Genomic DNA, 23,251 nt, shown 5'->3' on the forward strand with positions numbered 1-23,251 from the left:
CTAAATAACGCACAAAAGGTGCAAAAATACAAAATGCGACATAAAAATCGCTACAAAAATATATGCGAATCTAAACGCGCTTTTAGGCAGTCCTTGCGCTATTATCGCGCATTTGACAAAATAAAATCCCAAAGCAAAGATTGGCTTAAAACAAGCGAATTTAAAGCAAAATATATCGATACAAATCACCCATATCCGCCTTTGCTAAATCCCGATTCAATCGACTATGATTCAATCCCCGCTGAATTTGCTTGGGAGATGAATCTACCCTTGCCGCCGCATTATGAGTTATTAACCATTGCAAATGTATGTTGTGCTTCACTTGCAACATATGAATTTTTAAAACAATGCAATAATAAACCATATTCTGGCGAAAACTTTTTAGAAATATATAAAAATATATACAATTCTGATATTTGTCGTAAAACAATATACCACAAAACGACCATAAGCATTTTCTTTTATTATCAAATGTTTTTTCATTGGGATAAAAAAAATGCACTCAAATTTCAAAAAATAATAACAAAGAAAGTGCCGTTATTGTTTCTTGTTAGATGCCCCATAAGCCAAATCAAGACTTGCTTAAATCATCATAACAATGACTATGGTAGAGCAATACAATATGTAAAGAATTTTAACCTTACTTATAAAGATAGCGTTGATGATTTGATTCCAAAGGCAACATATTTGTATAGCAACGATTATAAACCATCTTATGGTTTTTTGCTTGATAACCCCGGTAATTTAGCAAGCATAGAATCTGTGCTTGCTAAAGATTCTATGCTTGAAGCCTTTATAGATAATATTAGCTATGTATATTGTGTGGAGTTTAATGATTTAAAATCTGACAAAGCTTTTGATACTTTTTCTAAGATGGCTCACATATTTGATTTTGACAAACCAAAAAATAAAGATTTTTTTGCTAATAAACAATGGACTGAAATATACACATTACTTCCAACCACTTTATATGTTCATCCAGATGATTTAGAAATAGAAAACCAAATTTTCGATTCTTTAAACAAACGAGACAGTATCCCAATAATAATTACTTTGCCATCTCATTTGACTGAAAAACAAAAAGATTTCATTGATATTGGCTCAATATTTGAAAGTAATCTTACCATAGATGAAACAATGGTTTTAATAATCATAGAGCAAGAACATTTTTTAAAATTAAAAGATAATGACATTCTTTACAATACAACAATTAAATTTCTTATGGATTATATAAGTGCGATTAGAAAAGAGCTACATCGTAGAAACAAGGATAAAATAACAGAAAAACAAATCTTAGATTTTTTGAGACAAAACCATAAAGTGAGAAAGACGATAAAAAATATTTTAGACAATGAATTAACTTACATCAAAACCAACCACCCTGATTTTATCCAAAAATGGAAGTATTATTTGGAGTTTGAAAAAATGTGTGATGAGTTGGATTCTGGTTAGTGATTTACCCGCCACTAACCCTCTCCGCATAAGAGAGAATCTTAAACAAATCGAAAAAAACCTAAAAAATACAAAGGAGAGTTAAGAAAAATGAAACAAGCTGATTTTACGGATTTAGCACAGCATTATCACAATCGCCCTGCGTATTCGCCACTTTTAATTGACAAACTCATCGCGTGTGTGAGCCAAAAGCGCAACAACAAAGACTTAAAAGTCGTAGAAGTAGGCGCAGGGACGGGCAAACTTACCGCAATGTTAGCGCAAGATTTTGGTTTTAATGTCATTGCCGTTGAGCCAAATGATGCGATGAGAGCGGAGGGCGAGAAAGCCACGCAAGGATTAAGCATAGAGTGGCGCAAAGGCAGTGGAGAGGCGACAAATCTCCCAGATAATAGCGCGGATTGGCTCATAATGGCAAGTTCTTTTCATTGGACAGATTCAAGTAAATCTTTGCCTGAATTTGCAAGGGTTCTAAAAAGCCACGAATCCCGTGCTACAAATGGGGGGGGAATCATACTTTACGATTCTATACAATCCCCGCGACATAAAAGAAGGCTCAATTTTCTATGAAATCAAGCAAGAGATTAAGGGTATTGTTCCAGAGCTTAATCGAGTGAGTAGCGGAGCGCAAAATACAAAAGATTGGGCGGAGTGTCTGCAATCTAGCGGATATTTCACGGACTGCTTTTTTATGGAGTGCGCTTATAGCGAGACTTGGAGTAAAGAACGCTATATAGGAGCGTGGCACTCGGTAAATGATATACAAGCCCAAGCAGGGCAAAAGAGATGGGCGCAGATTTTAGCGATGATAGAATCTAAAATCGCGCCTTATAAAACGCTACAAATCCCTTATAAAATCCGCGCTTGGAGCGCAAGAAAAATCAATTAGGGGATTTTACAAAGCGCGTAAATCTTGTCTCTTTTGCTTTTTGGGCTTGTGGCTTAGTTAAGCGAAAGGGACAAGAAAATGACAGAAAATAAAGCAAATAAGGACAAATTAGTTGAGAGTGTATGGGATTATAGCAAACACGCGAAATTTTATGAGTTTCGCCCAAATTACGCGCCAAAGGCGATTGATATGCTTTTGGCACTTGTGGGCGGGAGTAAAGATTCGCAAGATTTGCAACTTAAAGTCGCTGACATTGGCGCAGGGACAGGGAATCTAAGCATTATGCTTTTAGAAAGAGGTGCGCAAGTGGTAGCAGTAGAGCCAAATGACGCGATGAGAGAAATCGGCATAAATCGCACAAATGGGCAAAATATCAAGTGGATTCGCGCCACAGGCATTGAAAATGGCTTGGAGGGCGAAGCGTTTGATTTCGTAACCTTTGGTAGTAGCTTTAATGTGATGGATAGAAGCAAGGCACTAAAGCAAACGCATAGACTGCTAAAAAATGGCGGATATTTTTCGTGTATGTGGAATCACAGGGATTTAAATGATGAGATTCAGACAAAGGCAGAATCTATCATAAAAGAGCTTGTGCCTAGCTATGAAAGGGGTGTAAGGCGCGAAGACCAACGCCCTATAATCGAAGCGCACAAAGAGCTTTTTGATGAGATTTCGTATTTGGAGCAGGATTTTTATTTCACGCAGAGTTTGGAAAACTACATTTTGGCGTGGCAGAGCGTGAAAAATCCATATTGGGATTTAGATAGCGATGAAGGCAGAGATTTGTTTGCGCGAATCTGTGAGCGATTCAAAGAAAAATTGCCAAATGAATTTCGTATCAAATATACCACAAGGTGTTGGAGTGCGAAAAAGGTGTGAGATTAAAAATAAAATAGAGCGTAAGGCAAAAAGGTAAAAATGGCGGAAGTATCTTTAGGCGATTTTGTGGGTTTTCAAGCACGAAAGCACGAGATAGAACTGATAGTTCATCGAGTGTTTGAGTGCGCTGAATCCCGCAAAATCGCTAAAGAGACAACGCCATAAGAAAGGACAAAATGAAAAAACGCGAAATATTAACTTTTCAAAGCAAAGCACGAAACTTACTCGCATTGCAAGGGCGAATCCAAAATGGCGAAGTGTTGCCATTGCTTATTTTTAGCAAAAGCGACTTGCAAGATTTGCGCGAATCAAAAGGGCGTAAATCTAGCGAATCTAAAAAAGCCATTTTTGCTAAAATCAAAGATTTGCAAGCCAAACGCATTATTATCCGTTCAAGCTCACTAAATGAAGATAGCGAGAGTCAATCAAACGCAGGGGCGTTTTTAAGCATTGCAAACATTAAAAGCGATGATGAAAACGCCGTTTTTAGCGCATTACAAAAAGTCGCAGATTCGATGCCAAATGAAAATGATGAGATTTTGATTCAGCCGTTTTTAGAAAATATTAGCGCGTGTGGTGTGGCATTTAGCGTGGATAAGGATAATTTTTCGCCGTATTTTTGTATAGCCTATGATGAGAGTGGAAGTAGCAATGCAATCACCGATGGCAGTAGCAAGGTAAGTAAAAATTTTTATGCTTATCGCGGGGCAGAATCTATCAGTGATAAGCGAATGTCGCAACTAATCGCAATGATAAGAGAGTGTGAAAATCTTTTTGATTGTGAGTTTTTGGATATTGAGTTTGCGTTTGTAAAGCGTGGCGACAAAGAAATTCTTTCTTGTTTGCAAGTCCGTCCGCTTGTAATGCAAGGCAAACTCAATCTTTTCAAAGCATTACCAAAAGAAGCATTAGGCAGACTTTATCGCCGTTTGGAAAATTTACAAGAAAATCGCTGTGGTGTGCTAGGGGAGCGATTTATCTTTGGGATTATGCCTGATTGGAATCCCGCTGAAATCATCGGCATTCGCCCAAAACGCCTTGCATTAAGCCTTTATAAAGCCATCATCACGGATAATATTTGGGCGTATCAGCGCGATAATTACGGATATAGGGATTTGCGTAGCCACCCGCTAATGCACTCATTTTTGGGAATGCCATATATTGATGTGCGCGTTAGTTTTAATTCGTTTGTGCCAAAGGATTTAGATAGCAAAATCGCTGAAAAACTCATCAATTTTTACTTGCAAAAGCTCATAGATTCGCCACAGCTACACGATAAAATCGAGTTTGCTATCGTGTATTCGTGCTATGATTTTAACGCTCCAAAAAAGCTAAAAAATTTGCTCAATTTTAATTTTAATGAAAATGAAATCAAACGACTTGAATTTGCGCTATTAAATCTCACAAATGACATTATAAACCCACAAAACGCGCTATTTAAAAAAGACATTGCAAAGGCAGACAAATTAAATGCGGTTTTTACGCAAATCAAAGATTCAAACTATTCGGCTATCGATAAAATCTATTGGCTTTTAGAATCTTGCAAACGCTATGGCACCTTGCCTTTTGCTGGGGTGGCTAGGGCTGGATTTGTCGCAATGCAAATGCTAAATTCGCTCGTAGAAATTGGCTTTTTAAGTGTGGCACAAAAAGATGATTTTCTAAACTCGCTAAATACCATTAGCAAGATTTTATCCACCAAAAGCGCGAATCTAAACGCGCAAAATGCTGATGAATTTTTAAGTGAATTTGGGCATTTACGCGCTGGGACTTATAATATTTTGTCCCCGCGCTATGATTGTGCGTTTGAAAAATATTTCGCTTTTTGCCAAAATCCACAAAGCCCAAAACATAAAGATTTCACGCTAGATTCGCACAAAATGCAAGAGTTAGACATACTTTTAGTGCAAAATGGGTTAAAAATCGATTCGCAAGGATTTTTTGCATTTTTAAAAGATGCGATTGAGGGCAGAGAGCGTGTGAAATTTGAATTTAGCAAACTTTTAAGCTACGCTATTGAGCTAATTAGCGAACTTGGCGAGTATTATGGGATTGACAAAGAAAATATGGCACATTTAGATATTCAAAATATTTTTACGCTTTACTCATCGCTTTATTCTAAAAATCCAAAAGAGCGATTTTTAGACGAAATCGCAAGGCACAAGGCAGAATACGAGCTCACTTTGGCACTCAAACTCCCACCCCTACTCTACTCTCCACACCAAATTTATAGCTTTTTTACGCAAACTTCGCTACCAAATTTTATCACGCAAAAAAGCGTAACCGCGCAAGTGGCGTTTGAAAATGATAGCAATCTAAAAGGTAAAATCGTGCTTATCAAATCTGCGGACCCGGGATATGATTATCTCTTTACTAAACATATCGCAGGGCTAATCACTTGCTATGGCGGGGCAAATTCACATATGGCGATTCGCGCTAGTGAGTTAGCCCTGCCATCAGTCATCGGTGTGGGCGAAGAAAGATTTGCTATGCTATGCAAGGCAAAGCGTGTGCGAATCGAATGCGGAAGCGAGCAAATACTATGTTTATAGGCATTTCTCAAAGATTAGTTTGCAATGAATCTTATGCTGAATTGCGTGAAGCGTTAAGCATAGAGTGGGGTGCGCTTTTTAATGCCGAATTTAAGGGCTTTTTGCCTTTGCCTTTGTGTGTAGAAATCCCTTTTAGTCGCTATGAAAATGTGCTAAAAGGTGTGATTTTAAGCGGTGGTAATGATTTAAGTGTGTTTAATGATTTACGACAAAATCAGATTCGCGATAATTATGAAGCGCAGATTTTAACGCATTGCGCGAATCTAAACATACCTGTTTTGGCGATTTGTCGTGGGGCGCAGTTTATGGCACATTTTTTTGGTAGTGAGATTTTGTCTTACCAAAATCATATCGGAGCACATTTGGTGCGTGATAATCAAGGGTGTGAATTTAGCGTAAATTCGTTTCATAATTATGCCATTGTGAATTTAGGCAAGGATTTAGAATGCTTGGCAAGGGCGCAAGATAACACAATAGAAGCATTTAGGCATAAAACTCTGCCATTTTTCGCGCTTATGTGGCATATCGAGCGAGAAAATGGGCTAGAAAATAAGGCGATTTTGGAGAGTTTTAAAAAAGAGATTTTTATCTATTCACAAACAAAGTGCAATGAAAATATTGCGGAAGTATCTTTGGATAATTTCGTGGGTTTTTTGCCTTGCAACCCGCTGGGTCAAGCACGAAACTGCGAAAATAGGACTGATTCGTCCATTGAGCAGTTGAGTGCGCAGAATCCCGCGAAAGTGCCAAAGAGACAAACGCAAGGAGTAAAAAAATGACAAAAGCATTGATTCTAGCAGCAGGCTTTGGCTCACGCCTTATGCCATTAACCGCAAATGTCCCAAAAACAATGGTGGAGTATAAAGGCAAAAAACTAATCGAATATGAAATAAAAGCCTTACAAGACTCAGGAATCAAAACCCAAAATATCGCCGTTGTGGGCGGATATAAGGCAGAGATTTTGCGCAAGTATTTAGAGCAAAATTTCGGTTTAAAACACTTTTTTGAAAACAAAAACTACGCAAGCACAAATATGCTTCATTCGCTATTTTGCGCGCGGGATTTTTTGCTTGAATGCAAAAAACAAAAACAAGATATTATTATTTCTTATGCGGATATTGTGTATTTTGCGCCTTGTGTGAATGCTTTATTAGATTCACGCGCCAAACTTGCAATCTGCATAGATAAGCAGTGGCGCAAACTTTGGGAGGCTAGATTTAGTGATATTTTAAGCGATGCAGAAACCTTAAAAATGCGAGAATCTAATGGGGAGTTTTTTATCACCGAGCTAGGCAAAAAGCCCAAAAGTTTAGCAGATATTGAAGCGCAATATATGGGACTTTTTAAAATTTCGCATAGCTTTTTGGATAAATTTATCGCATTTTATGACGCGCTAGATAAAAATGCGATTTTTGATGGGCAACCATATCACAATATCTATATGACTAGCTTTTTGCAAGGATTAATCGACAAATATCACAACGCAAAAGCGGTGCTAATAAATGGTGGGTGGTGTGAAATAGATTTTAAGAGTGATTTAGCAGTGGAGATTGTGCAATGAAAAAAGGCAGTGTGATTTGGATTTGCGGACTTGCTGGTAGTGGCAAAAGCACATTAGCAACGGCGTTAGCGCAAATTTTAATGGCAAAATTTAGCAATGTTGTGTATTTAGATGGCGATGAGTTGCGCGAGATTTTGGGGCATTTTTCTTATGATAAAAATGGGCGAATCGATATGGCTCTCAAACGCGCAAAAATGGCAAAATTTCTTAGCAATCAAGGGCAGATTGTCATCGTTAGCACAATTTCGCTTTTTGGCGAAGTGTATGCGTGGAATCGAGCGAATCTAAACAATTACTTTGAAGTGTTTATCAAATGTGATTTTGATGAGCTAAAAAAGCGCGACCAAAAGGGACTATACACAAAGGCTCTGCGTGGCGAAGTGCAAAATGTCGTGGGCGTAGATATTGCTTATGATACGCCCACGCCACATTTGGTGCTTGAAAATAGCCAAGCAGTGGATTTTGATAAAAAGGCACAATTTTTGTGCGATGAATTTTTGAAATTTTATGATAAATCTTATCAAAAAGGAGCAGACAATGAATAATGTAAAAATCACGCACGGGGGGGGGCAGAAACTTTCTAGCACCATAAAATCCTATCGCAAGGCATATTTGGCGCGAATTATAAAGGACTTTAAGCGATGTTATTTTGGCAAACCGCTTATCAAAATGCTAGGGTATAGTTTGCTTGGGCGTAAGCAAAAGGCGCAAAAATGGCGTGAGCGACATACCATTCGCGCTCAAAATCTGCGCAAATCTATACGCATTTTTAATCTTATCCAGCAAATAACAGCGTGGGTAGAATCTTCCGATTTTAAAGAAAAATATATCGATACAAATCACCCATATCCGCCGTTACTAAATCCCGATTCAATCGACTATGAATCTATCTCTGCCGATTTGGCGTGGGATATGAATTTGCCATTGCCACGCGGATATAAATTTCTTTGCATTATGGCAAGTTTTAATGGACATACAGCTATGGTTTTGGGCTTAAAAAAATGTGGCGTTTGCATTATGGGCGACCACATAGGCGACATAAAAGATCATTATATTTACAACTACACAAATCTATTGCAAGGTAAATTTGTCGCAATCAACATTACTGCTTATACCGCAAATAGCGTGTATTTTAGGGAGCTAGAAAAACTGATTTTAATGACTGACAAAGGGACACCCATTTTAATGCTTGTGCGCGACCCTATTTCGCGTCTAAAATCTAGCCTAAATAACTCTTGGGGCAAATGCGATTTGCAAAATAGCTATGATGATTTCACTCTACCCTGCAATGCACTAGAAAATCGCATTTATTATCACATATCATTAGATTTAAGCATAGTAGGCAGAATCGCGCAATCTGTAAAGTTTAATACTTTTGCTTACGCAACTTTGTATGAATTTTTATGTAAATTTGGATTTGATAAAATCGATGTGTTAGATATATCAAGCATTGAGCCAAGCAAGGCATTTGAGACTTTTTGCAAACTTGCTTGTCAATATGGCTTTGCACCGCCGAAAAATAGAGATTTTTTGCCACGCGTTCATATCCAAGAATTTTGCGGATTTTTACCTTTGAAATACAGCATACAAGGCGATACTTTTCTAATCACACAAGACAAACAAGATTCTATGCGTGAAATCGATTTGGGGATTAAAAAAAGCGGAATCTATATCTATGCAGAAAATGCGAAAATATCACAATATGCAAAAGAAAAATTAGCAAAATTTGTAGATAAACTCATAGAGATGATAGAGATTGAAAACAAATATCACAAAATAAATGAAAATGATTTGATAATGCTTTTAGAATGTGAATCAACTGCACTAAATTTTATGCGTGAAATTTTACAAAAAGAAGCAAAATTTGTAAAAGAATTACGCCCTGATGTTGTAAAATCGTGGAAATATTACAACAAATTTGAAAAAATGTGTGCAGAAAGTAATATCACAAAAGATTAGAGTTTTTATCAATAGATTTGTGTTTTGTGGTGTCCTTTTTTGTCGCTAAATGCACTTATGATTTTACACAAATCGCACTAACATATATCCCCAAAATCCTAGCGCACAAAGTAGTATAATCACATAGATTTTTTTAGAGCCAATCACGCCACAAAGCTGATAGTCACATAAATTAGTGCAAACGGCAAGGGCAAATAATGATCAATGCTAGTAATCTCTGCATTACCCCCATATCTAGCCATTTATCAAACCAAAGATATACAAACAAACATCAGCAGAAAAATACCACGAATACCACGCTTTCACGCTTTTATCGCCTTTTAAAAAGCGACTTTTAAATCTTTTTGACAAACTAGAAATTTCTACAAATCCAAAAAGACTATGGGTTAGATTCTACTTTTATAAATGAGATTTTTGCCACACTAAACGCCAGAGCAAAAAACGGGATTTTTGATATAAATCATATTAAAAAAGCTTTTACAACCAAAATTTAAGCCGTAATTTTATGTACAATCTTTAAGCAAATTAGAATCTTAATCGTAAAGAATGTGAGAAAACTTCTAAAATGCAAGGCAAAAATGAAATAAATGAGCACAATTTTTTGATATAGATTTTGGTCGCAAAGTGTATAAAAAATTTGTTTCGCTATGTTTGCAAATGCAAGCAGAATGTAATATGCAAAATGCAATATGCTAAGTTTAGATTAAATAAATTTAGAGACATTAAAAAGGGTGTTTTGCCGCATTTCAAAGAAGCAGAATTTAGATAGTCATCACTAAATTAAAGGGCAAGATTTGCATAAAATCTTGCTAAATAAAAATGATAAAAAACTAATCTCCCAACTTGTGTTTAGCTAAACAAATAGATTCTAAATACGACAAAGCAAAGGCTTAAATATTGTGCCAAGCGTTTTGTGTTTGTTTTTGCATTGTGGATAAGGTAAGCAAATACGACTATTTATAAAAATCTTGCTATAATGCAAACCCAAAAATAAAAAACCTTGCAAAGCATAAACACCATTTATCGTTATTACGCAATATTTTGGTGCAATATTTTGCACGGCAAAACTTAGACAAAATATATACGGAGAATCCCAAATGAATAAAACGCACGCTTCCACCGCAAACAAAACCACCAACAAACCCGCAAACAACGCAAAAACACTCACAGAATCCACCACAAAAAGCACAACAACAAAAACCACAAAAAACATAAAAACCACAAAATCTAGCACAAAAGATTTTGCAAAATCCACTTCAAAACCTGCCACAGCACAAAACACCACCGCAAAAAATTCCACCTCAAAAAGCAACGCCAAGCAAAACAAAAACCTCATCATCGTAGAATCCCCAGCCAAAGCCAAAACCATAAAAAATTTTTTAGGCAATGGCTATGAAGTCATCGCTTCTAAGGGGCATATCCGTGATTTGCCAAAATTTTCCTTTGGAATCAAAATAGAACATAAACACTTCACACCCCAATACACCATAGATGACGGGCACAAAGACATCGTAGCACAGATAAAAACGCTTGCCAAAAATGCAAAAACCACTTACATAGCAACCGATGAGGACAGAGAGGGCGAGGCTATCGGCTACCATATCACGCAGGCGATAGATTCTAGCAAGGCACTCTCAAGCTACCCTAGAATCGTATTTCACGAAATCACAAAAACAGCCATAGACAACGCCCTAGCCAATCCTAGAGAAATCGATATGGACAAAGTCAATGCCCAGCAAGCAAGGCGACTGCTAGATAGAATCGTAGGATTTAAGCTAAGCGGGCTAATCTCTAGCAAAATCTCAAAAGGGCTATCCGCAGGGCGAGTCCAGTCCGCCGCTCTAAAAATCATCATCGACAAAGAGCGCGAAATCAAAGCCTTTGTCCCGCAGGATTTTTTCACTATTAGCGCGAATTTTGGCAGGGCAAAATCTAGCGAGGCAAAATCTAGTGAGGTAGAATCCGAGCTAATAATCTATCAAGGCAAAAAACTACAAAAACTTGACATTAGCTCACAAAAAATGGCTGATGAAATGCTAACCCACCTAAAAAGCACCACCTACACCATAGCCCAAATCGCTAGCAAAGAAAAAAAAATAGCCACCCCGCCACCATTTATGACTTCCACCCTCCAGCAGTCCGCCTCATCAAATCTAAGCTACTCTCCCACGCGCACGATGGGCATCGCCCAAAGACTATATGAAGGCGTCCCAACAGACAAAGGCACTATGGGTATCATCACTTATATGCGAACCGATAGCCTAAACATCGCCAAAGAAGCAAGTGAGGCTGCTAGGACACACATAGCCAAAATCTATGGGGAAAAATATGTCCCACAAAAGCCCAAAATCTATGCTAGCAAATCAAAAGGTGCGCAAGAAGCACACGAAGCGATTCGCCCTACAAATATCGATTTTCCCCCCCAAATCGCTGCAAAATACCTAAAACCAGATGAGCTAAAACTTTACACTCTTATTTACAATCGCTTTTTAGCCTCCCAAAGCCAAGATGCCATCTATGAAACCCAAAGCGTGAGTTTTGTGAGCGATTTTAGAGAGCCAAGCGAGTTTCGCGCAAACGGCAGGAAGCTAATCTTTGATGGATTTTATAAAATCTTAGGCAATGATGACAAAGACAAACTTTTGCCAGAATTTACAAAAGGCGAGGCAATCAGCCCAAATGAAATCAAAGCCACCAAGCACACCACCGAGCCACCTGCGCGATATAGCGAAGCTAGCCTTATAAAGACGCTAGAATCACTAGGCATAGGTCGTCCTAGCACTTATGCTCCGACCGTTAGCCTGCTAGTAAATAGAGAATACATTACCATTACAAATCGCGCACTAATCCCGCAAGATAGCGCATTTAGCGTGATAGAGATGCTAGAAGCGCATTTTAATGAAATCGTAGATAGCGCATTTAGCGCGGGAATGGAAGAAAAGCTAGATTCTATCGCGCTAAAACAAGCCTCGTGGGAAGATGTGCTATGGGATTTTTATGAGCCATTTATCGCTAAAATCGAGTCGGGCAAAAGCAATATCGCTAGCCAAAAGATAGCAAAACTCACAGGCGAATCCTGCCCAGAATGTGGCAAAGAGCTAATCGTGCGAAAATCGCGCTATGGGGAATTTACAGGGTGCAGTGGCTATCCAAAATGCAAATATATCAAAAAAGAATCTAGCAATGAAACAAACCAAGAATCTAGCATAGATGAGGCAAATGGCGTGTGCGAAAAATGCGGAAAACCAATGGTAAAAAAGATGGGCAAAAGAGGGGAGTTTCTAGCCTGCAGTGGCTATCCGCAATGCAAAAACGCAAAATCCCTAAACGGAGAAAAAAAAGAAGCCACCATAATAGAGGGCATAGCCTGCCCAAAATGTGGCAAAGAATCTATCGTGCAGAGAATGAGTAGGCGTGGGGCGTTTTATGGTTGCAAAAATTATCCCAAATGCAAATGGACTTCCCCGCTAAAACCCACAAACGCTAAGTGCGAAAAATGCGGAGGAATGATGGGCGAAAAATCCCTAAAAAGTGGCGAATTTTTGGAATGTATAAAATGCAAAAACAGGATTGAAGCATAAGATTTTGACATTTTGCCTGCAATGGCAAAATGCTCTCATACGAAGCGAAGTATCCAAAATCCACTCTCCATTGCGTAGGATTTTGTCTTTTTGTTCCCCCTCCCTTAGCACAAGGGGGCTTAAGTGGTGGGTTTTGTAATTGTAAGCGGATTTTATAAAGTCCGCGTGGCAATCTAGTTTTTTTCGTCATTGCGAGCGGATTTTGAAAAAATCCGCGTGGCAATCTATTTATTAGTTTTATCAAAAGCGTGTTTTTAGCATTTTATAGCGATAGATTGCCACGAAAATCCTAGCGGATTTTTTCGCAATGACAAAAAGCAGTGATTTGGATTGCTACGATTTTAGCCTTTTTGACAAAATCGCAAAATCTTGCAATGGCAACATTTGACAGCACTTCTTGTCATATTGAGGTTTTTGAAAAAGCCAAAATTTTTCTAAACTTCAAAACACAAATAAAAACATTTTACTTCATACTACTTGCCTCACGCTACGCATTTTGCCAAATATGTCAAAAATAAAGTATGGCAAATATTAAAGTATAGAAAACATACAAAAATCCACAAAATTCACAAAAAAACCACAAAATCACTATCCCGCAAAATCCGCATATTAACACTTTTTTTGTAGTATCGTTTTTTCTTGCAAAAACGCTTTTTGATAAAGCGCAAAATCTACAAAAGAGCAAAAATGAAAAAGAAAATCATCGCCTGTGTTGCTAGCTGTGCTAAGCGTGGGTATGGCAAGTGCGTAGTATATCGGTGGAGCGTATGCAGTGCTTGTTGATTGCTCGTGGGGGCAATACGGCTATGAGTATGGAAATATCGGCACATACAAAGATAGCAATGGCAGATTTTACCAAGTGTTTTTTGGGAACAATTATTGCCAATACTAAAAATAAAAGGAGCAAAGATGAGAAAATTTGGTAGTAAAGTAGTTTTAGTATGTGGAATCCTAGCAAGTGTGCTAAATATGGGAATATGTAATAAATATGATGAGATGTGTGGTGGTATAGGCATATCAAAATGTATTAGCTTTTATGAATCCTCTTGTAAAAAGGGGAATCTTGTGGCTTGCGCAGGTTTAGATGATAGTAATATTATTGATAAAGTTACCTTTGAGAAGAAAGTTTGTCTAAGTTATAATGGTTCTGTTATCGACTCTGTTAAAAAAGTTATAAAAGATTTAAAAGAGATAAAAAGCTTCATACCTAACTCCGTTGATAGCCAAAAAATTCATAAACACTTGGCTTATGGCATCTTAGAACTAGAAATATTTCTAAAAAATCAAACACAACAAACAAAAGAATGGCAATCAGAAAAAATGAAAATGGAGAAAAAAATTTTAGCGCGTTGCGCAGGGGTAGGCGATTTATTATGGGATACGGACATAAATGAGAGCATACAATACTATAAAAAAGCCTGTGATTATGGATATAGCAAGTCCTGCGAGACTTTGGGAAATATATATCAAGACGATAAAAGCGTGTCGCCCAATTATTTACTTGCATTAGAATACCACGAAAAAGCCTGTGATTTGGGGGTTAAAGACTCTTGTGATAAATATATACAATTACGAAAGCAATCTAGCAATGATAATAACCCATAAAATAAAATCTAGGCTAAGCCTCGCTTTAAGCGGTTTTTTCTTAGCAACCTTAACAAAAATTCCTAAAATCCGCATTTTATTTATGCTATTTTTGTCAAAGAAAAATGCCAAAAATGAGAAAATCTAGGCTAGATTCCCGCACCATATTTTTTTTAATCCCCCAAATCAAGCCAATGTAAAAATACTTAATCCAACGCCACTGCTTTTTCAAATTCTAATGCTTTTTGATGTTTGGCTGAAGTGATGATTTCATACGCGCTCTCATCGCTAAGTAGCTTTTGGGTAAGCATAGAGTTTAGCTTGTGGCTACCTGCAAAAGATACATAGCTACCAAGCAGAGGAATCCCAAGTATCGCCATATCGCCGATAGCATCTAAAATCTTATGGCGGACAAACTCTTCGCTATATCGCAAGCCTTCTTTATTCATTATCCCTCTTTCATCTAGGACTATGCAGTTGCTTAGATTTCCTCCTTTGCCAAGCCCTATGGAGCGCAGATAATTCACCTCTTGCAAAAAGCCAAAAGTCCTAGCTTTGGCGATTTCCTCGCGATAGGTTTTGCGAGAAAATGCAAATTTGTATTGCTGTTTGCCTATGGCTGGGTGGCTAAAATCTATCGCAAAATCAAACATCGTTTTTTCGCTGGGCTCTAAGCGGACAAATTTATCCCCATCGCGCACTTCAAGCGGTTTTTTTATCATCACAAGTTCTCTAGCTTCATCAAATTCTGCAATCCCTGCTTCATCAAGTAGCATACACCACGCGATAGAGCTTCCGTCCATTATGGGGATTTCTTCATTATCGACATTGATTTTTAGGTTGTCAATCCCATAGGCATATATCGCGCTCATCAAATGTTCAATCGTAGAGATTTTTGCCTCCCCCTTGCCGATTACCGTTGCCATAGTCGTGTCAATGATAGATTCTGGTTTTAGCGGGATAGATACGCCCAAATCGCTACGATAAAATACGATTCCGCTATTTGCGCTTAGTGGCTCTAACTCTAGCTTTACAGGCACGCCTTTGTGAAGTCCTATGCCTGTTAATTCTACTTTTTTCTTTATGGTTCGTTGTTTCATTTATATCCTTTGTGGTAGTTTATGATAATTTTTGTTCGTTGTTTTTTCTTGTATTGTATTGCAAGTTTTCAAGTTTGTCGCAAACTTGCGCGATTTCTTAAGCGATTTGGCTTATTTTGATACGCTTTGTGATATTTGGTTTGCTAGAATCTACTTTTTTAAAAAATATCTTTTATGGAAAAATTTAAGCCACTTTTGATGATGATTTTTAGTTTGTCATTTGCGTTTATTCTAGCGAGCATATCGGCATTTAGCTTTTCTCCGTTAAACAAAATATACCCTGATTTTAGCCTGCGCAAAATCAAAAATTCTCCCTCCACTTCTAGCACCCCATAGCAGTCGCCAAACACCGTTGCGCTACCTTTTGTGCTGATTTTTGCACCGCTTGAGATATCTCCTAAAATCTGCAAAGAGTTGGATTCTATGATTTCCTCCCCACTTCGCACTTTGTGGATAATCTTTGGAATCTTTGTAGCGATTGGGGCGTTGGCATTGTTGGTATCGTTGGCATTGTTTGATGGGGGGTTTTTTTGGGTTAGATTTTTTGGTGTGGCTAAATAAGGATTTTCTCTTAGATTTTGGGCAGTGTTTGGGCTAGATTGCGTGGTTGGCTTGCTTTGCTCATTTAGCAAATCTATGTCGTCTTGGTTAGGCTTTGTGCCTACTACGCCTATGAAATAGCATAGATTTAGCTCTTTTAGAATGGATTGCAAGCGTGCTGAAATGGGGGATTTAAAATTGATTACAAAGCGAGTTAGCAATATCTCGTTTTTTTGTAAAAATTTGATAATATCCTCTTCGTCTTGCTCTTCTAAAACAATCACTCGTTGGTTGTGTTGCCTTGTTTTCAATGTAGCTCCTTATGCGGATTTTGGGTAGATTTTGCCTAGATTTTGTTATGTTTTTGCAAAATCTATTTGGCGTTTATATTTGGCAGTGCTAATTTTGTTCCAAATCCATAGGATTTTCGCCTTGTCGCTCTATGCTTAATGCCGCGTTTTCAAAAATATCTAAGATATTATTTTTTATCCATTTTGAATCCACCCATTCAGCCACTCTCACAGCCACCCCACCTACCAAAATCCCAAAATGCAAATGGTCGCCAAATGCCCAGCCACTCTGCCCTGTAAGCCCCAAAATCTCCCCTTTTTTTGCCGTCTCTTTTTCGGCTTTTTGCAATTCTTGCAAATGAGAATATAGGCTTACTAGCCCAAAATTATGCTCTACTAAAATGGTTTTGCCATATACGCCTAGCTGGCGTGATAGGGCGATTTTGCCGTCATTTGACAAATGGATTTTGTCATTTTTTACGCTTGCCATATCGATTCCTAAATGCAATGATTGGCTTGTTTGTTTATCAGGCGCGATATAAGTCCTAGCATCGCCAAATCTCCCAACCGTGCTATATCCTTTTAGCGGAGCGAAATGCTCCCAAGCAGGCTTAGATGAGATAGATTTTGCCCTCTCTTGCGCTGCTTCTTGCAAACTTTTGGTTATTAGGCTATCATCTTCGGTGCGAATCGTTTCATTTATGTATTTAAATTTTTCAAAATTATCCTCCATATCGGCTGGGAAACTCCGCCCAATGTCGCTAATAAGCGAATCTAATTTATTATTTAGAAAATCCTCTTTTAGAATGATAGTGGATTTTGAATATCGTGGGGCGTTATCTTTGATAAATGGCACGGTCATTTTGCGTGAGTTGTAGCCAGAATCCCGCACAAAAATACTTGCGCTAAAATTTTTGTTTTCTATCCCCCAAGCCATAAGCGTGGCATAATAGCCTTTTTTCATAAAGGGGTAGGGGGTAAATTCTTGCGTGCCATTGCTGATAATAAGCTCTTTTATGTCTATGCTATCGATGTGAAAAACCACAAGCGCGCTACCACCATAGCTGATTTTGTTTGAATGAGAAATAATCGTAATTACGGGCTGTTTGGTGTTTATGGTTAGTTGTAGATTTTTCTTTGTGGTGCTTCCGCTAAAAAGATTTGCATTGCTCCAATCCGTGATGCAAATCTCATAATTTATCGTGGTTTTATCAGGCAGTGCTACTTCAGGCTGTGGCAGCCATATTTTTAGTTTTTTTGGTTTATCCACTACGGGTTCTTTTTTGTCAAGCACGGTAAGTCCGCTTTGGGTGCGCGCTTTTATGGTGTAGGATTTTATCCCGCTCGCACTTTGGGCTAAAATGGCGATTTGTTTGCTTGGATTCCACACGCTTTTGTCTTCGATAGGGACGGCTTTTGTGGGGTCTAAGTAGAGATAGACTTTGGTTTGGGGTGGATTATTGCTAAACAAATCAAGCGAATAAACATAAAATCCCAAAAGTAGCAGGGCAAGTGTGGTTAGAATCTTTGCAAAATTATTCATATTTGCCCCTTGATTTGGGCTTTTGCTTCTCTCTAGGCGCATTGTTTTCTCCCCCATTGTTTATTGCCCCCCCCCCGTAATATTTGCTTAGTCTTTATAGATTCTGCATTGTCGGCACTCGGGGCTATCAAAAAAAATTTTTTGTGCATTTTGTGTTGCATTTTTTGGATTTTGCTTGCGGGTGTTTGGATTTTGCGCTTGCCATACGCCCAGCTTTTTAACGCTTCTTTTTTCATTGTTACTCCGTTTTTTTTTGTGTTTTGTGTTTGGTTTTTTTGTTTTTGTGCTTTTTTCCTTCGTTTTTTTTATTTTTTAAGAGAATCTAAAATTTGCAAAATCCAAAATCAATCAAAATCAATCAAAACCAAATAATGTAGATTTTTGCATTTTATTTTATGCGATTTTTTTTTTTTTGCAATTTTAGCGCGATAAAATCTACAAAACTTCGCGTGGGTCGGCTATCTTGCCATTGATTGCGGAGTAGGCTACTACGGCTGAATTTGCCAAAAATACTTGAGAATTGCGCGAACCCATTCGCCCGATAAAGTTGCGATTTGTCGTGCTGATACATTTTTCATTATCACCCAAAATCCCCATATATCCGCCAAGACAAGCCCCACAAGTGGGGTTTGATATGAGTGCGCCTGATTCTAGTAAAATGTCGATAAAGCCTAGTTTGTGCGCGGCTTTGTAGATTGCTTGCGTCCCGGGGGTTATGATTAGCCTTACATCGGGGTGGATTTTTTTGCCTTTGAGGATAGAGGCTGCGATTTGCAAATCGCTTAAGCGTCCATTCGTGCAACTACCGATAAATGCTTGGTCGATTTTTATGTCATCTTTTGTGGCTTGGCTGATAGGCTTGCCATTGCTTGGCAAAAATGGATATGCTACAAGTGGCTCTAGTGCGTCTATGTCTATTTCTAAGGTTTTTTCATAGCTTGCACCATCATCGCTTGCGTGAAATACGGGCTTTGCCCTTAAACTACCATTTTCCCTCTCCCTAGATTCTAAAAACTCTTTTGTGATTTCATCAGGCGCGATTATGCCATTTTTTGCCCCCGCTTCTATCGCCATATTGCATAGCGAAAATCTATCGTCCATACTAAGCAGGCTTATGGCTTCGCCTCCAAATTCTAACGCCTGATAAAGTGCGCCATCTACGCCTAATTTTCGGATAACTTCTAAGATTAAATCTTTGCCATAGATTCCCTTTGGCATTGTGGTTTTTTGTGCGTTATTTTTGTTTTTTGTTGTGTTTTTTGTGTGGAAATTTACCTTGATAGAGCGAGGCACTCTAAACCAATTTTTGCCCGTTATCATTGCGTATGCTAAATCTGTGCTACCAAGCCCCGTGCTAAACGCTCCTAACGCCCCGTGCGTGCAGGTGTGAGAATCCGCACCGATGATGACATCGCCACTCACTACCAAGCCTTTTTCAGGCAAAAGCGCGTGCTCGATGCCCATATCTCGCTCATCAAAATAATGCTTCAAATTGTGCTTTTTTGCAAAATCGCGTGAGATTCTAGCTTGATTTGCAGAGAGAATGTCTTTGGCGGGGATATAGTGGTCCATTACGATACAGAAATTATCGGGGTTTGCAAGTTTTTTTGCGCCTGATTCTTCAAAGGCTTTTATGGATATGGGCGTGGTGATGTCATTGCCAATCACCATATCAATGTTTGTTTCTATGATTTCATCGGCATAGACGCTTTTGCCACAATGATGAGAAAAAATTTTTTCTGTGATAGTTTGGGGGGATTTTGGTTTTGACATTTGCAGATTCCACCTTTTTAGTGTTTTTTGTAGTTTAATTCGATGATTTTAGAGGGTTTTTGTGATATTTTGGCAAACATTTGTTTTTGGAATGTTTTTGGAAATTTGTGTCTTAACTCATTTGGATTTTGCAATAACGACTTAGCGTCTTTGTGTCGCTAACAACGCTATTTTAACGCCATTTTTCAAGTATAGCGCAAATGCAAAATGCCAATCTTTAGAATCTAGTGGAAATTTTTTGCAAACAAAACTATAATTAAAAACAAATTAAATTATGCTTAAAATGTGCTTATCTAGCAGTTTTTAATTGTTTTTAATCTAATGTTGTTTTATTGTGGTGGTTTTTGCATTTTTGATTGCATTTTTTATTGATGATTGATTTGATATTGTTTGGTTTGGTTGTTATTGTGGTTTTTTAAAAAAATATTACCAAATGTAACAACTTGCAGAAATATTGCGTAAAATCCGTATTTTACCCTTGACAAAAAAGACATAATTTGTATATAATCGCAGTTTTCTTTAATGAAACCTCACACCAAACATTGCCAAAAATACGGAACATACACGCAAAAACGATACTTTAGAATCTCTAAAATAAAACTTAGATTTTGCGCTTTTTATGCTGGTTTAGCTCAGTTGGTAGAGCATCTGCCTTGTAAGCAGAGGGTCGGGGGTTCAAGTCCCTTAACCAGCTCCATTTTACAACCACAAACAAATAGAGAATCTATCTCATTTGGCGTTTGACCAGTTTTTGCTGTTTTGGTGAGTTACTCAAGTGGCCAACGAGGGCAGACTGTAAATCTGCTGACTATGTCTTCCGTGGTTCGAATCCACGACTCACCACCATCTTAGATTCTTGTTTGGATTCTAGGTGTGGTAGCCAAAATGGTATTTGCGGGAATAGCTCAGTTGGCTAGAGCATCAGCCTTCCAAGCTGAGGGTCGCGGGTTCGAGCCCCGTTTCCCGCTCCACCTCTGGGAGCTGAATAAATGCTTTCATTTACTCGCACACTCCCAAAGTTTTTAAAAGCCCATATAGCTCAGTGGCAGAGCACTTCCTTGGTAAGGAAGAGGTCGGCGGTTCAATCCCGCTTATGGGCTCCAGTTTTTCTCGTCATCTTAGTTTTTGTGATATTTTTTAAAGTTTTTTAGCTTTTTATAAAGAACTTTAAGATAAAATCCAAGACTTTGAAATTTTTTTAAGGAGATTCTTATGGCAAAGGAAAAATTTGTCAAAAATAAGCCCCATGTAAATATTGGGACTATTGGGCATGTAGACCACGGCAAAACAACACTAAGCGCGGCTATTTCAGCTGTTTTATCAACTAAAGGTCTTGCAGAAATGAAAGACTATGATAAGATTGATAACGCACCTGAAGAGCGCGAAAGAGGGATTACCATCGCGACTTCTCACATAGAGTATGAAACAGAAAATCGCCACTATGCACATGTGGATTGTCCCGGGCACGCTGACTATGTAAAAAATATGATTACAGGTGCGGCACAAATGGACGGTGCGATTTTGGTCGTATCAGCAGCAGATGGTCCTATGCCTCAAACTAGAGAGCATATCTTGCTATCTCGCCAAGTAGGCGTTCCATATATCGTTGTTTTCTTAAATAAACAAGATATGGTGGATGACCAAGAATTGCTTGATTTGGTAGAAATGGAAGTGCGCGAATTGCTAAGCCAATATGAATTCCCCGGTGATGCTACACCTATCGTGGCTGGCTCTGCGCTAAAAGCACTTGAAGAAGCAAAATCTGGCAATATAGGTGAGTGGGGCGAAAAAGTCCTAAAACTTATGGCTGAAGTCGATGCGTATATCCCAACACCTGAGCGCGACACTGAAAAAACTTTCCTAATGCCTGTTGAAGATGTATTTTCAATCGCAGGTCGTGGGACGGTCGTTACAGGGAGAATCGAGCGCGGTGTAGTAAAGGTGGGCGATGAAGTAGAAATCGTAGGAATCCGAGACACACAAAAAACTACCGTTACAGGCGTGGAAATGTTTAGAAAAGAGCTTGACAAAGGTGAAGCTGGCGATAATGTCGGAATCCTTTTGCGCGGAACAAAAAAAGAGGAAGTCGAGCGTGGTATGGTGCTTTGCAAACCGGGCTCTATCACTCCGCATAAGAAATTTGAAGGCGAAGTGTATGTTCTATCAAAAGACGAAGGCGGAAGGCATACGCCATTTGTCAATAACTATCGCCCACAATTTTATGTGCGCACTACCGATGTAACAGGCTCAATCACTTTGCCTAGCGGTGTAGAGATGGTTATGCCCGGTGATAATGTAAAAATCACAGTTGAGCTTATTAACCCAATCGCACTTGAAGAAGGGACACGATTTGCTATCCGTGAAGGTGGTAGGACTGTTGGTGCTGGCGTTGTAAGCAAAATTATCGAGTAAGGCTAAAAAATGGCAAAAGGCAATGTGGTAAAGATTGGCTTGAAGTGTTCGGAGTGTGGTGATATAAATTACAGCACAACGAAAAATGCCAAGACAAAGACAGAAAAACTGGAGCTTAAAAAATTCTGCCCTCGGCTTAACAAACACACTATTCACAAAGAAGTTAAGCTAAAAAGCTAGAAATTTTATAGAATCTACTTGAGCGCAAGTCGAACGCAGGATTCAAGTAGATTCTCTAGCTTTGAAGGTCAGTAGCTCCAATGGTAGAGCATCGGTCTCCAAAACCGACTGTTGGGGGTTCGAGTCCCTCCTGACCTGCCATTTGCATTGAGCTAATCAAACAAAATAAAAAGACTAAGGCTAAACAATAATGAAAAAGATAGTTTCTTATTACAGAATAGCAAAAGAAGAGCTATTTAAGGTGATATTTCCTACCAAAGAGCAAATTCGCAACGCGCTTATTTCTGTTGTGGTGGTTGTCTTTGTCATTGCATTGTTTTTAGGACTAGTTGATTTGATTTTGTCTGCTTCTGTATCTAGTATTTTATAGAAACCTTAGGAGACTTATATGTCGTTAAGCTGGTATGCTATACAGACTTATTCTGGTAGCGAACAATCCGTCAAACGAGCTATTGAAAATTTAGTCGAGCAATATCAAATCCAAGATAGACTAAAAGAAATCATAGTGCCTACCGAAGATGTTTATGAGATAAAAAATGGTGTCAAAAAGGTAAGCGAGCGGAGCTTGTATCCGGGCTATGTATTTATCAATGTTGATTTGGACACTTCGTTGTGGCATACGATTCAGTCGTTGCCAAAAGTGAGTGGATTTATCGGCGAAAGCAAAAAACCCACACCACTTGGAGAGGGCGATATAGCTCATATTTTAGAAAAAGTCCAAAATCGTGCAGCACCTAAACCTAAAATTTCATTTGAGCAAGGCGAGGTTGTCCGCATAAATGAGGGTCCTTTTGCAAATTTTACAGGCACTGTTGAAGGCTATGACATAGAGCATAAAAAGCTAAAGTTGAATGTTTCTATTTTTGGTAGGAACACACCGATAGAAATACTATATTCACAAGTAGAGAAAATCATCTAAAGTTTCTTAACGATTAAAACTTCATTACGAAAGGTAG

The 23,251-nt window shown here is 38.4% G+C and carries 20 protein-coding genes, 5 tRNA genes and 2 pseudogenes; 22 read left to right on the plus strand and 5 right to left on the minus strand.

Features of this window, described 5'->3' with window-relative positions; genetic code table 11:
- Positions 1 to 33 precede the first annotated feature (33 nt).
- The 13 genes and pseudogenes from ACWIUO_RS01565 to ACWIUO_RS01625 all read left to right on the plus strand — a co-directional run bounded on the left by ACWIUO_RS01565 (position 34) and on the right by ACWIUO_RS01625 (position 14,478).
- A complete protein-coding gene (locus ACWIUO_RS01565; protein WP_454176196.1) occupies positions 34 to 1,452 on the plus strand; it encodes a DUF2972 domain-containing protein in 1,419 nt (472 codons plus the stop codon).
- A 90-nt stretch (positions 1,453 to 1,542) separates the two neighbouring features.
- A pseudogene (locus ACWIUO_RS01570) lies at positions 1,543 to 2,341 on the plus strand (class I SAM-dependent methyltransferase).
- 78 nt (positions 2,342 to 2,419) lie between these two features.
- A complete protein-coding gene (locus tag ACWIUO_RS01575; RefSeq protein ID WP_454176197.1) occupies positions 2,420 to 3,220 on the plus strand; it encodes a class I SAM-dependent methyltransferase in 801 nt (266 codons plus the stop codon).
- 39 nt (positions 3,221 to 3,259) lie between these two features.
- A complete protein-coding gene (locus ACWIUO_RS01580) occupies positions 3,260 to 3,385 on the plus strand; it encodes a hypothetical protein (RefSeq protein ID WP_454176198.1) in 126 nt (41 codons plus the stop codon).
- An 11-nt stretch (positions 3,386 to 3,396) separates the two neighbouring features.
- A complete protein-coding gene (locus ACWIUO_RS01585; RefSeq protein ID WP_454176199.1) occupies positions 3,397 to 5,772 on the plus strand; it encodes a PEP-utilizing enzyme in 2,376 nt (791 codons plus the stop codon).
- Positions 5,763 to 6,344 (plus strand): annotated as a pseudogene (locus tag ACWIUO_RS01590) (gamma-glutamyl-CDP-amidate hydrolase); the annotation flags it as partial. The gene ACWIUO_RS01585 and the pseudogene ACWIUO_RS01590, both read left to right, overlap by 10 nt.
- A 203-nt stretch (positions 6,345 to 6,547) precedes the next feature.
- Positions 6,548 to 7,333: a phosphocholine cytidylyltransferase family protein gene (locus ACWIUO_RS01595; protein ID WP_454176200.1), complete on the plus strand. Its 786-nt coding sequence runs from the start codon at positions 6,548 to 6,550 to the stop codon at positions 7,331 to 7,333.
- Positions 7,330 to 7,878 (plus strand): adenylyl-sulfate kinase, encoded by a 549-nt coding sequence (locus ACWIUO_RS01600; RefSeq protein ID WP_454176201.1) that lies wholly within the window; start codon positions 7,330 to 7,332, stop codon positions 7,876 to 7,878. Before ACWIUO_RS01595 ends, ACWIUO_RS01600 begins: the two co-directional genes overlap by 4 nt.
- On the plus strand, positions 7,871 to 9,292 hold the full coding sequence (locus tag ACWIUO_RS01605; RefSeq protein ID WP_454176202.1) for a DUF2972 domain-containing protein: 1,422 nt from the start codon (positions 7,871 to 7,873) through the stop codon (positions 9,290 to 9,292). The genes ACWIUO_RS01600 and ACWIUO_RS01605 overlap by 8 nt, the downstream gene beginning before the upstream one ends.
- Positions 9,293 to 9,489: 197 nt before the next feature.
- The gene (locus ACWIUO_RS01610) at positions 9,490 to 9,630 is read left to right on the plus strand and encodes a hypothetical protein (protein ID WP_454176203.1); all 141 of its coding nucleotides are present in this window, start codon (positions 9,490 to 9,492) and stop codon (positions 9,628 to 9,630) included.
- A gap of 759 nt (positions 9,631 to 10,389) precedes the next feature.
- A complete protein-coding gene (topA, locus tag ACWIUO_RS01615; protein ID WP_454176204.1) occupies positions 10,390 to 12,873 on the plus strand; it encodes a type I DNA topoisomerase in 2,484 nt (827 codons plus the stop codon).
- A 4-nt stretch (positions 12,874 to 12,877) separates the two neighbouring features.
- The gene (locus ACWIUO_RS01620; RefSeq protein ID WP_454176205.1) at positions 12,878 to 13,012 is read left to right on the plus strand and encodes a hypothetical protein; all 135 of its coding nucleotides are present in this window, start codon (positions 12,878 to 12,880) and stop codon (positions 13,010 to 13,012) included.
- A gap of 770 nt (positions 13,013 to 13,782) precedes the next feature.
- Positions 13,783 to 14,478 (plus strand): tetratricopeptide repeat protein, encoded by a 696-nt coding sequence (locus tag ACWIUO_RS01625; protein WP_454176206.1) that lies wholly within the window; start codon positions 13,783 to 13,785, stop codon positions 14,476 to 14,478.
- 185 nt (positions 14,479 to 14,663) lie between these two features.
- On the opposite strand, the gene lpxC is transcribed toward ACWIUO_RS01625, so the two are convergent.
- From lpxC to ACWIUO_RS01650, 5 genes are all read right to left on the minus strand, one after another.
- On the minus strand, positions 14,664 to 15,557 hold the full coding sequence (gene lpxC, locus ACWIUO_RS01630; protein WP_454176207.1) for a UDP-3-O-acyl-N-acetylglucosamine deacetylase: 894 nt from the start codon (positions 15,555 to 15,557) through the stop codon (positions 14,664 to 14,666).
- Between the two features lie 158 nt (positions 15,558 to 15,715).
- Positions 15,716 to 16,408 carry a hypothetical protein gene (locus ACWIUO_RS01635; protein WP_454176208.1) on the minus strand — a complete coding sequence of 231 codons (693 nt, stop codon included), beginning with the start codon at positions 16,406 to 16,408 and terminating at the stop codon, positions 15,716 to 15,718.
- Between the two features lie 88 nt (positions 16,409 to 16,496).
- Positions 16,497 to 17,930: a M23 family metallopeptidase gene (locus ACWIUO_RS01640; RefSeq protein WP_454176209.1), complete on the minus strand. Its 1,434-nt coding sequence runs from the start codon at positions 17,928 to 17,930 to the stop codon at positions 16,497 to 16,499.
- Positions 17,931 to 17,962: 32 nt separating this feature from the next.
- Positions 17,963 to 18,166, minus strand: a complete 204-nt coding sequence (locus ACWIUO_RS01645; protein ID WP_454176210.1) for a hypothetical protein — start codon at positions 18,164 to 18,166, stop codon at positions 17,963 to 17,965.
- A 199-nt stretch (positions 18,167 to 18,365) separates the two neighbouring features.
- Positions 18,366 to 19,703, minus strand: coding sequence for a 3-isopropylmalate dehydratase large subunit (locus ACWIUO_RS01650; protein ID WP_454176211.1), 1,338 nt, complete (start codon positions 19,701 to 19,703; stop codon positions 18,366 to 18,368).
- Between the two features lie 621 nt (positions 19,704 to 20,324).
- Here ACWIUO_RS01650 and ACWIUO_RS01655 point away from each other — a divergent pair.
- From ACWIUO_RS01655 to nusG, 9 genes are all read left to right on the plus strand, one after another.
- A tRNA-Thr gene (locus ACWIUO_RS01655) sits at positions 20,325 to 20,400 on the plus strand.
- A 64-nt stretch (positions 20,401 to 20,464) separates the two neighbouring features.
- Positions 20,465 to 20,549, plus strand: a tRNA-Tyr gene (locus ACWIUO_RS01660).
- A gap of 48 nt (positions 20,550 to 20,597) precedes the next feature.
- A tRNA-Gly gene (locus ACWIUO_RS01665) sits at positions 20,598 to 20,674 on the plus strand.
- Between the two features lie 57 nt (positions 20,675 to 20,731).
- Positions 20,732 to 20,806, plus strand: a tRNA-Thr gene (locus ACWIUO_RS01670).
- Positions 20,807 to 20,915: 109 nt separating this feature from the next.
- The gene (gene tuf / locus ACWIUO_RS01675) at positions 20,916 to 22,115 is read left to right on the plus strand and encodes an elongation factor Tu (RefSeq protein ID WP_454176212.1); all 1,200 of its coding nucleotides are present in this window, start codon (positions 20,916 to 20,918) and stop codon (positions 22,113 to 22,115) included.
- 9 nt (positions 22,116 to 22,124) lie between these two features.
- Positions 22,125 to 22,295: a 50S ribosomal protein L33 gene (rpmG, locus tag ACWIUO_RS01680; RefSeq protein WP_034561604.1), complete on the plus strand. Its 171-nt coding sequence runs from the start codon at positions 22,125 to 22,127 to the stop codon at positions 22,293 to 22,295.
- Between the two features lie 65 nt (positions 22,296 to 22,360).
- Positions 22,361 to 22,436: transfer RNA gene (locus ACWIUO_RS01685), tRNA-Trp, on the plus strand.
- A 49-nt stretch (positions 22,437 to 22,485) separates the two neighbouring features.
- Positions 22,486 to 22,665, plus strand: a complete 180-nt coding sequence (gene secE, locus ACWIUO_RS01690; RefSeq protein WP_454176213.1) for a preprotein translocase subunit SecE — start codon at positions 22,486 to 22,488, stop codon at positions 22,663 to 22,665.
- A gap of 18 nt (positions 22,666 to 22,683) precedes the next feature.
- On the plus strand, positions 22,684 to 23,214 hold the full coding sequence (gene nusG / locus ACWIUO_RS01695) for a transcription termination/antitermination protein NusG (protein ID WP_454176214.1): 531 nt from the start codon (positions 22,684 to 22,686) through the stop codon (positions 23,212 to 23,214).
- The last annotated feature ends 37 nt before the right edge of the window (positions 23,215 to 23,251 follow it).

The sequence above is a fragment of the Helicobacter sp. T3_23-1056 genome (assembly GCF_053654535.1).

What these genes read in the sequence shown, in the direction of transcription:
- ACWIUO_RS01610 (WP_454176203.1), top strand. Translation starts at nt 9,490, where the DNA reads ATGATCAATGCTAGTAATCTCTGCATTACCCCCATATCTAGCCATTTA.
- ACWIUO_RS01645 (WP_454176210.1), bottom strand. Translation starts at nt 18,166, where the DNA reads ATGAAAAAAGAAGCGTTAAAAAGCTGGGCGTATGGCAAGCGCAAAATC.
- lpxC (WP_454176207.1), bottom strand. Translation starts at nt 15,557, where the DNA reads ATGAAACAACGAACCATAAAGAAAAAAGTAGAATTAACAGGCATAGGA.
- ACWIUO_RS01640 (WP_454176209.1), bottom strand. Translation starts at nt 17,930, where the DNA reads ATGAATAATTTTGCAAAGATTCTAACCACACTTGCCCTGCTACTTTTG.
- ACWIUO_RS01600 (WP_454176201.1), top strand. Translation starts at nt 7,330, where the DNA reads ATGAAAAAAGGCAGTGTGATTTGGATTTGCGGACTTGCTGGTAGTGGC.
- ACWIUO_RS01580 (WP_454176198.1), top strand. Translation starts at nt 3,260, where the DNA reads ATGGCGGAAGTATCTTTAGGCGATTTTGTGGGTTTTCAAGCACGAAAG.
- rpmG (WP_034561604.1), top strand. Translation starts at nt 22,125, where the DNA reads ATGGCAAAAGGCAATGTGGTAAAGATTGGCTTGAAGTGTTCGGAGTGT.
- ACWIUO_RS01585 (WP_454176199.1), top strand. Translation starts at nt 3,397, where the DNA reads ATGAAAAAACGCGAAATATTAACTTTTCAAAGCAAAGCACGAAACTTA.
- ACWIUO_RS01605 (WP_454176202.1), top strand. Translation starts at nt 7,871, where the DNA reads ATGAATAATGTAAAAATCACGCACGGGGGGGGGCAGAAACTTTCTAGC.
- secE (WP_454176213.1), top strand. Translation starts at nt 22,486, where the DNA reads ATGAAAAAGATAGTTTCTTATTACAGAATAGCAAAAGAAGAGCTATTT.
- ACWIUO_RS01625 (WP_454176206.1), top strand. Translation starts at nt 13,783, where the DNA reads ATGAGAAAATTTGGTAGTAAAGTAGTTTTAGTATGTGGAATCCTAGCA.
- ACWIUO_RS01565 (WP_454176196.1), top strand. Translation starts at nt 34, where the DNA reads ATGCGACATAAAAATCGCTACAAAAATATATGCGAATCTAAACGCGCT.
- tuf (WP_454176212.1), top strand. Translation starts at nt 20,916, where the DNA reads ATGGCAAAGGAAAAATTTGTCAAAAATAAGCCCCATGTAAATATTGGG.
- ACWIUO_RS01650 (WP_454176211.1), bottom strand. Translation starts at nt 19,703, where the DNA reads ATGTCAAAACCAAAATCCCCCCAAACTATCACAGAAAAAATTTTTTCT.
- ACWIUO_RS01575 (WP_454176197.1), top strand. Translation starts at nt 2,420, where the DNA reads ATGACAGAAAATAAAGCAAATAAGGACAAATTAGTTGAGAGTGTATGG.
- topA (WP_454176204.1), top strand. Translation starts at nt 10,390, where the DNA reads ATGAATAAAACGCACGCTTCCACCGCAAACAAAACCACCAACAAACCC.
- ACWIUO_RS01595 (WP_454176200.1), top strand. Translation starts at nt 6,548, where the DNA reads ATGACAAAAGCATTGATTCTAGCAGCAGGCTTTGGCTCACGCCTTATG.
- nusG (WP_454176214.1), top strand. Translation starts at nt 22,684, where the DNA reads ATGTCGTTAAGCTGGTATGCTATACAGACTTATTCTGGTAGCGAACAA.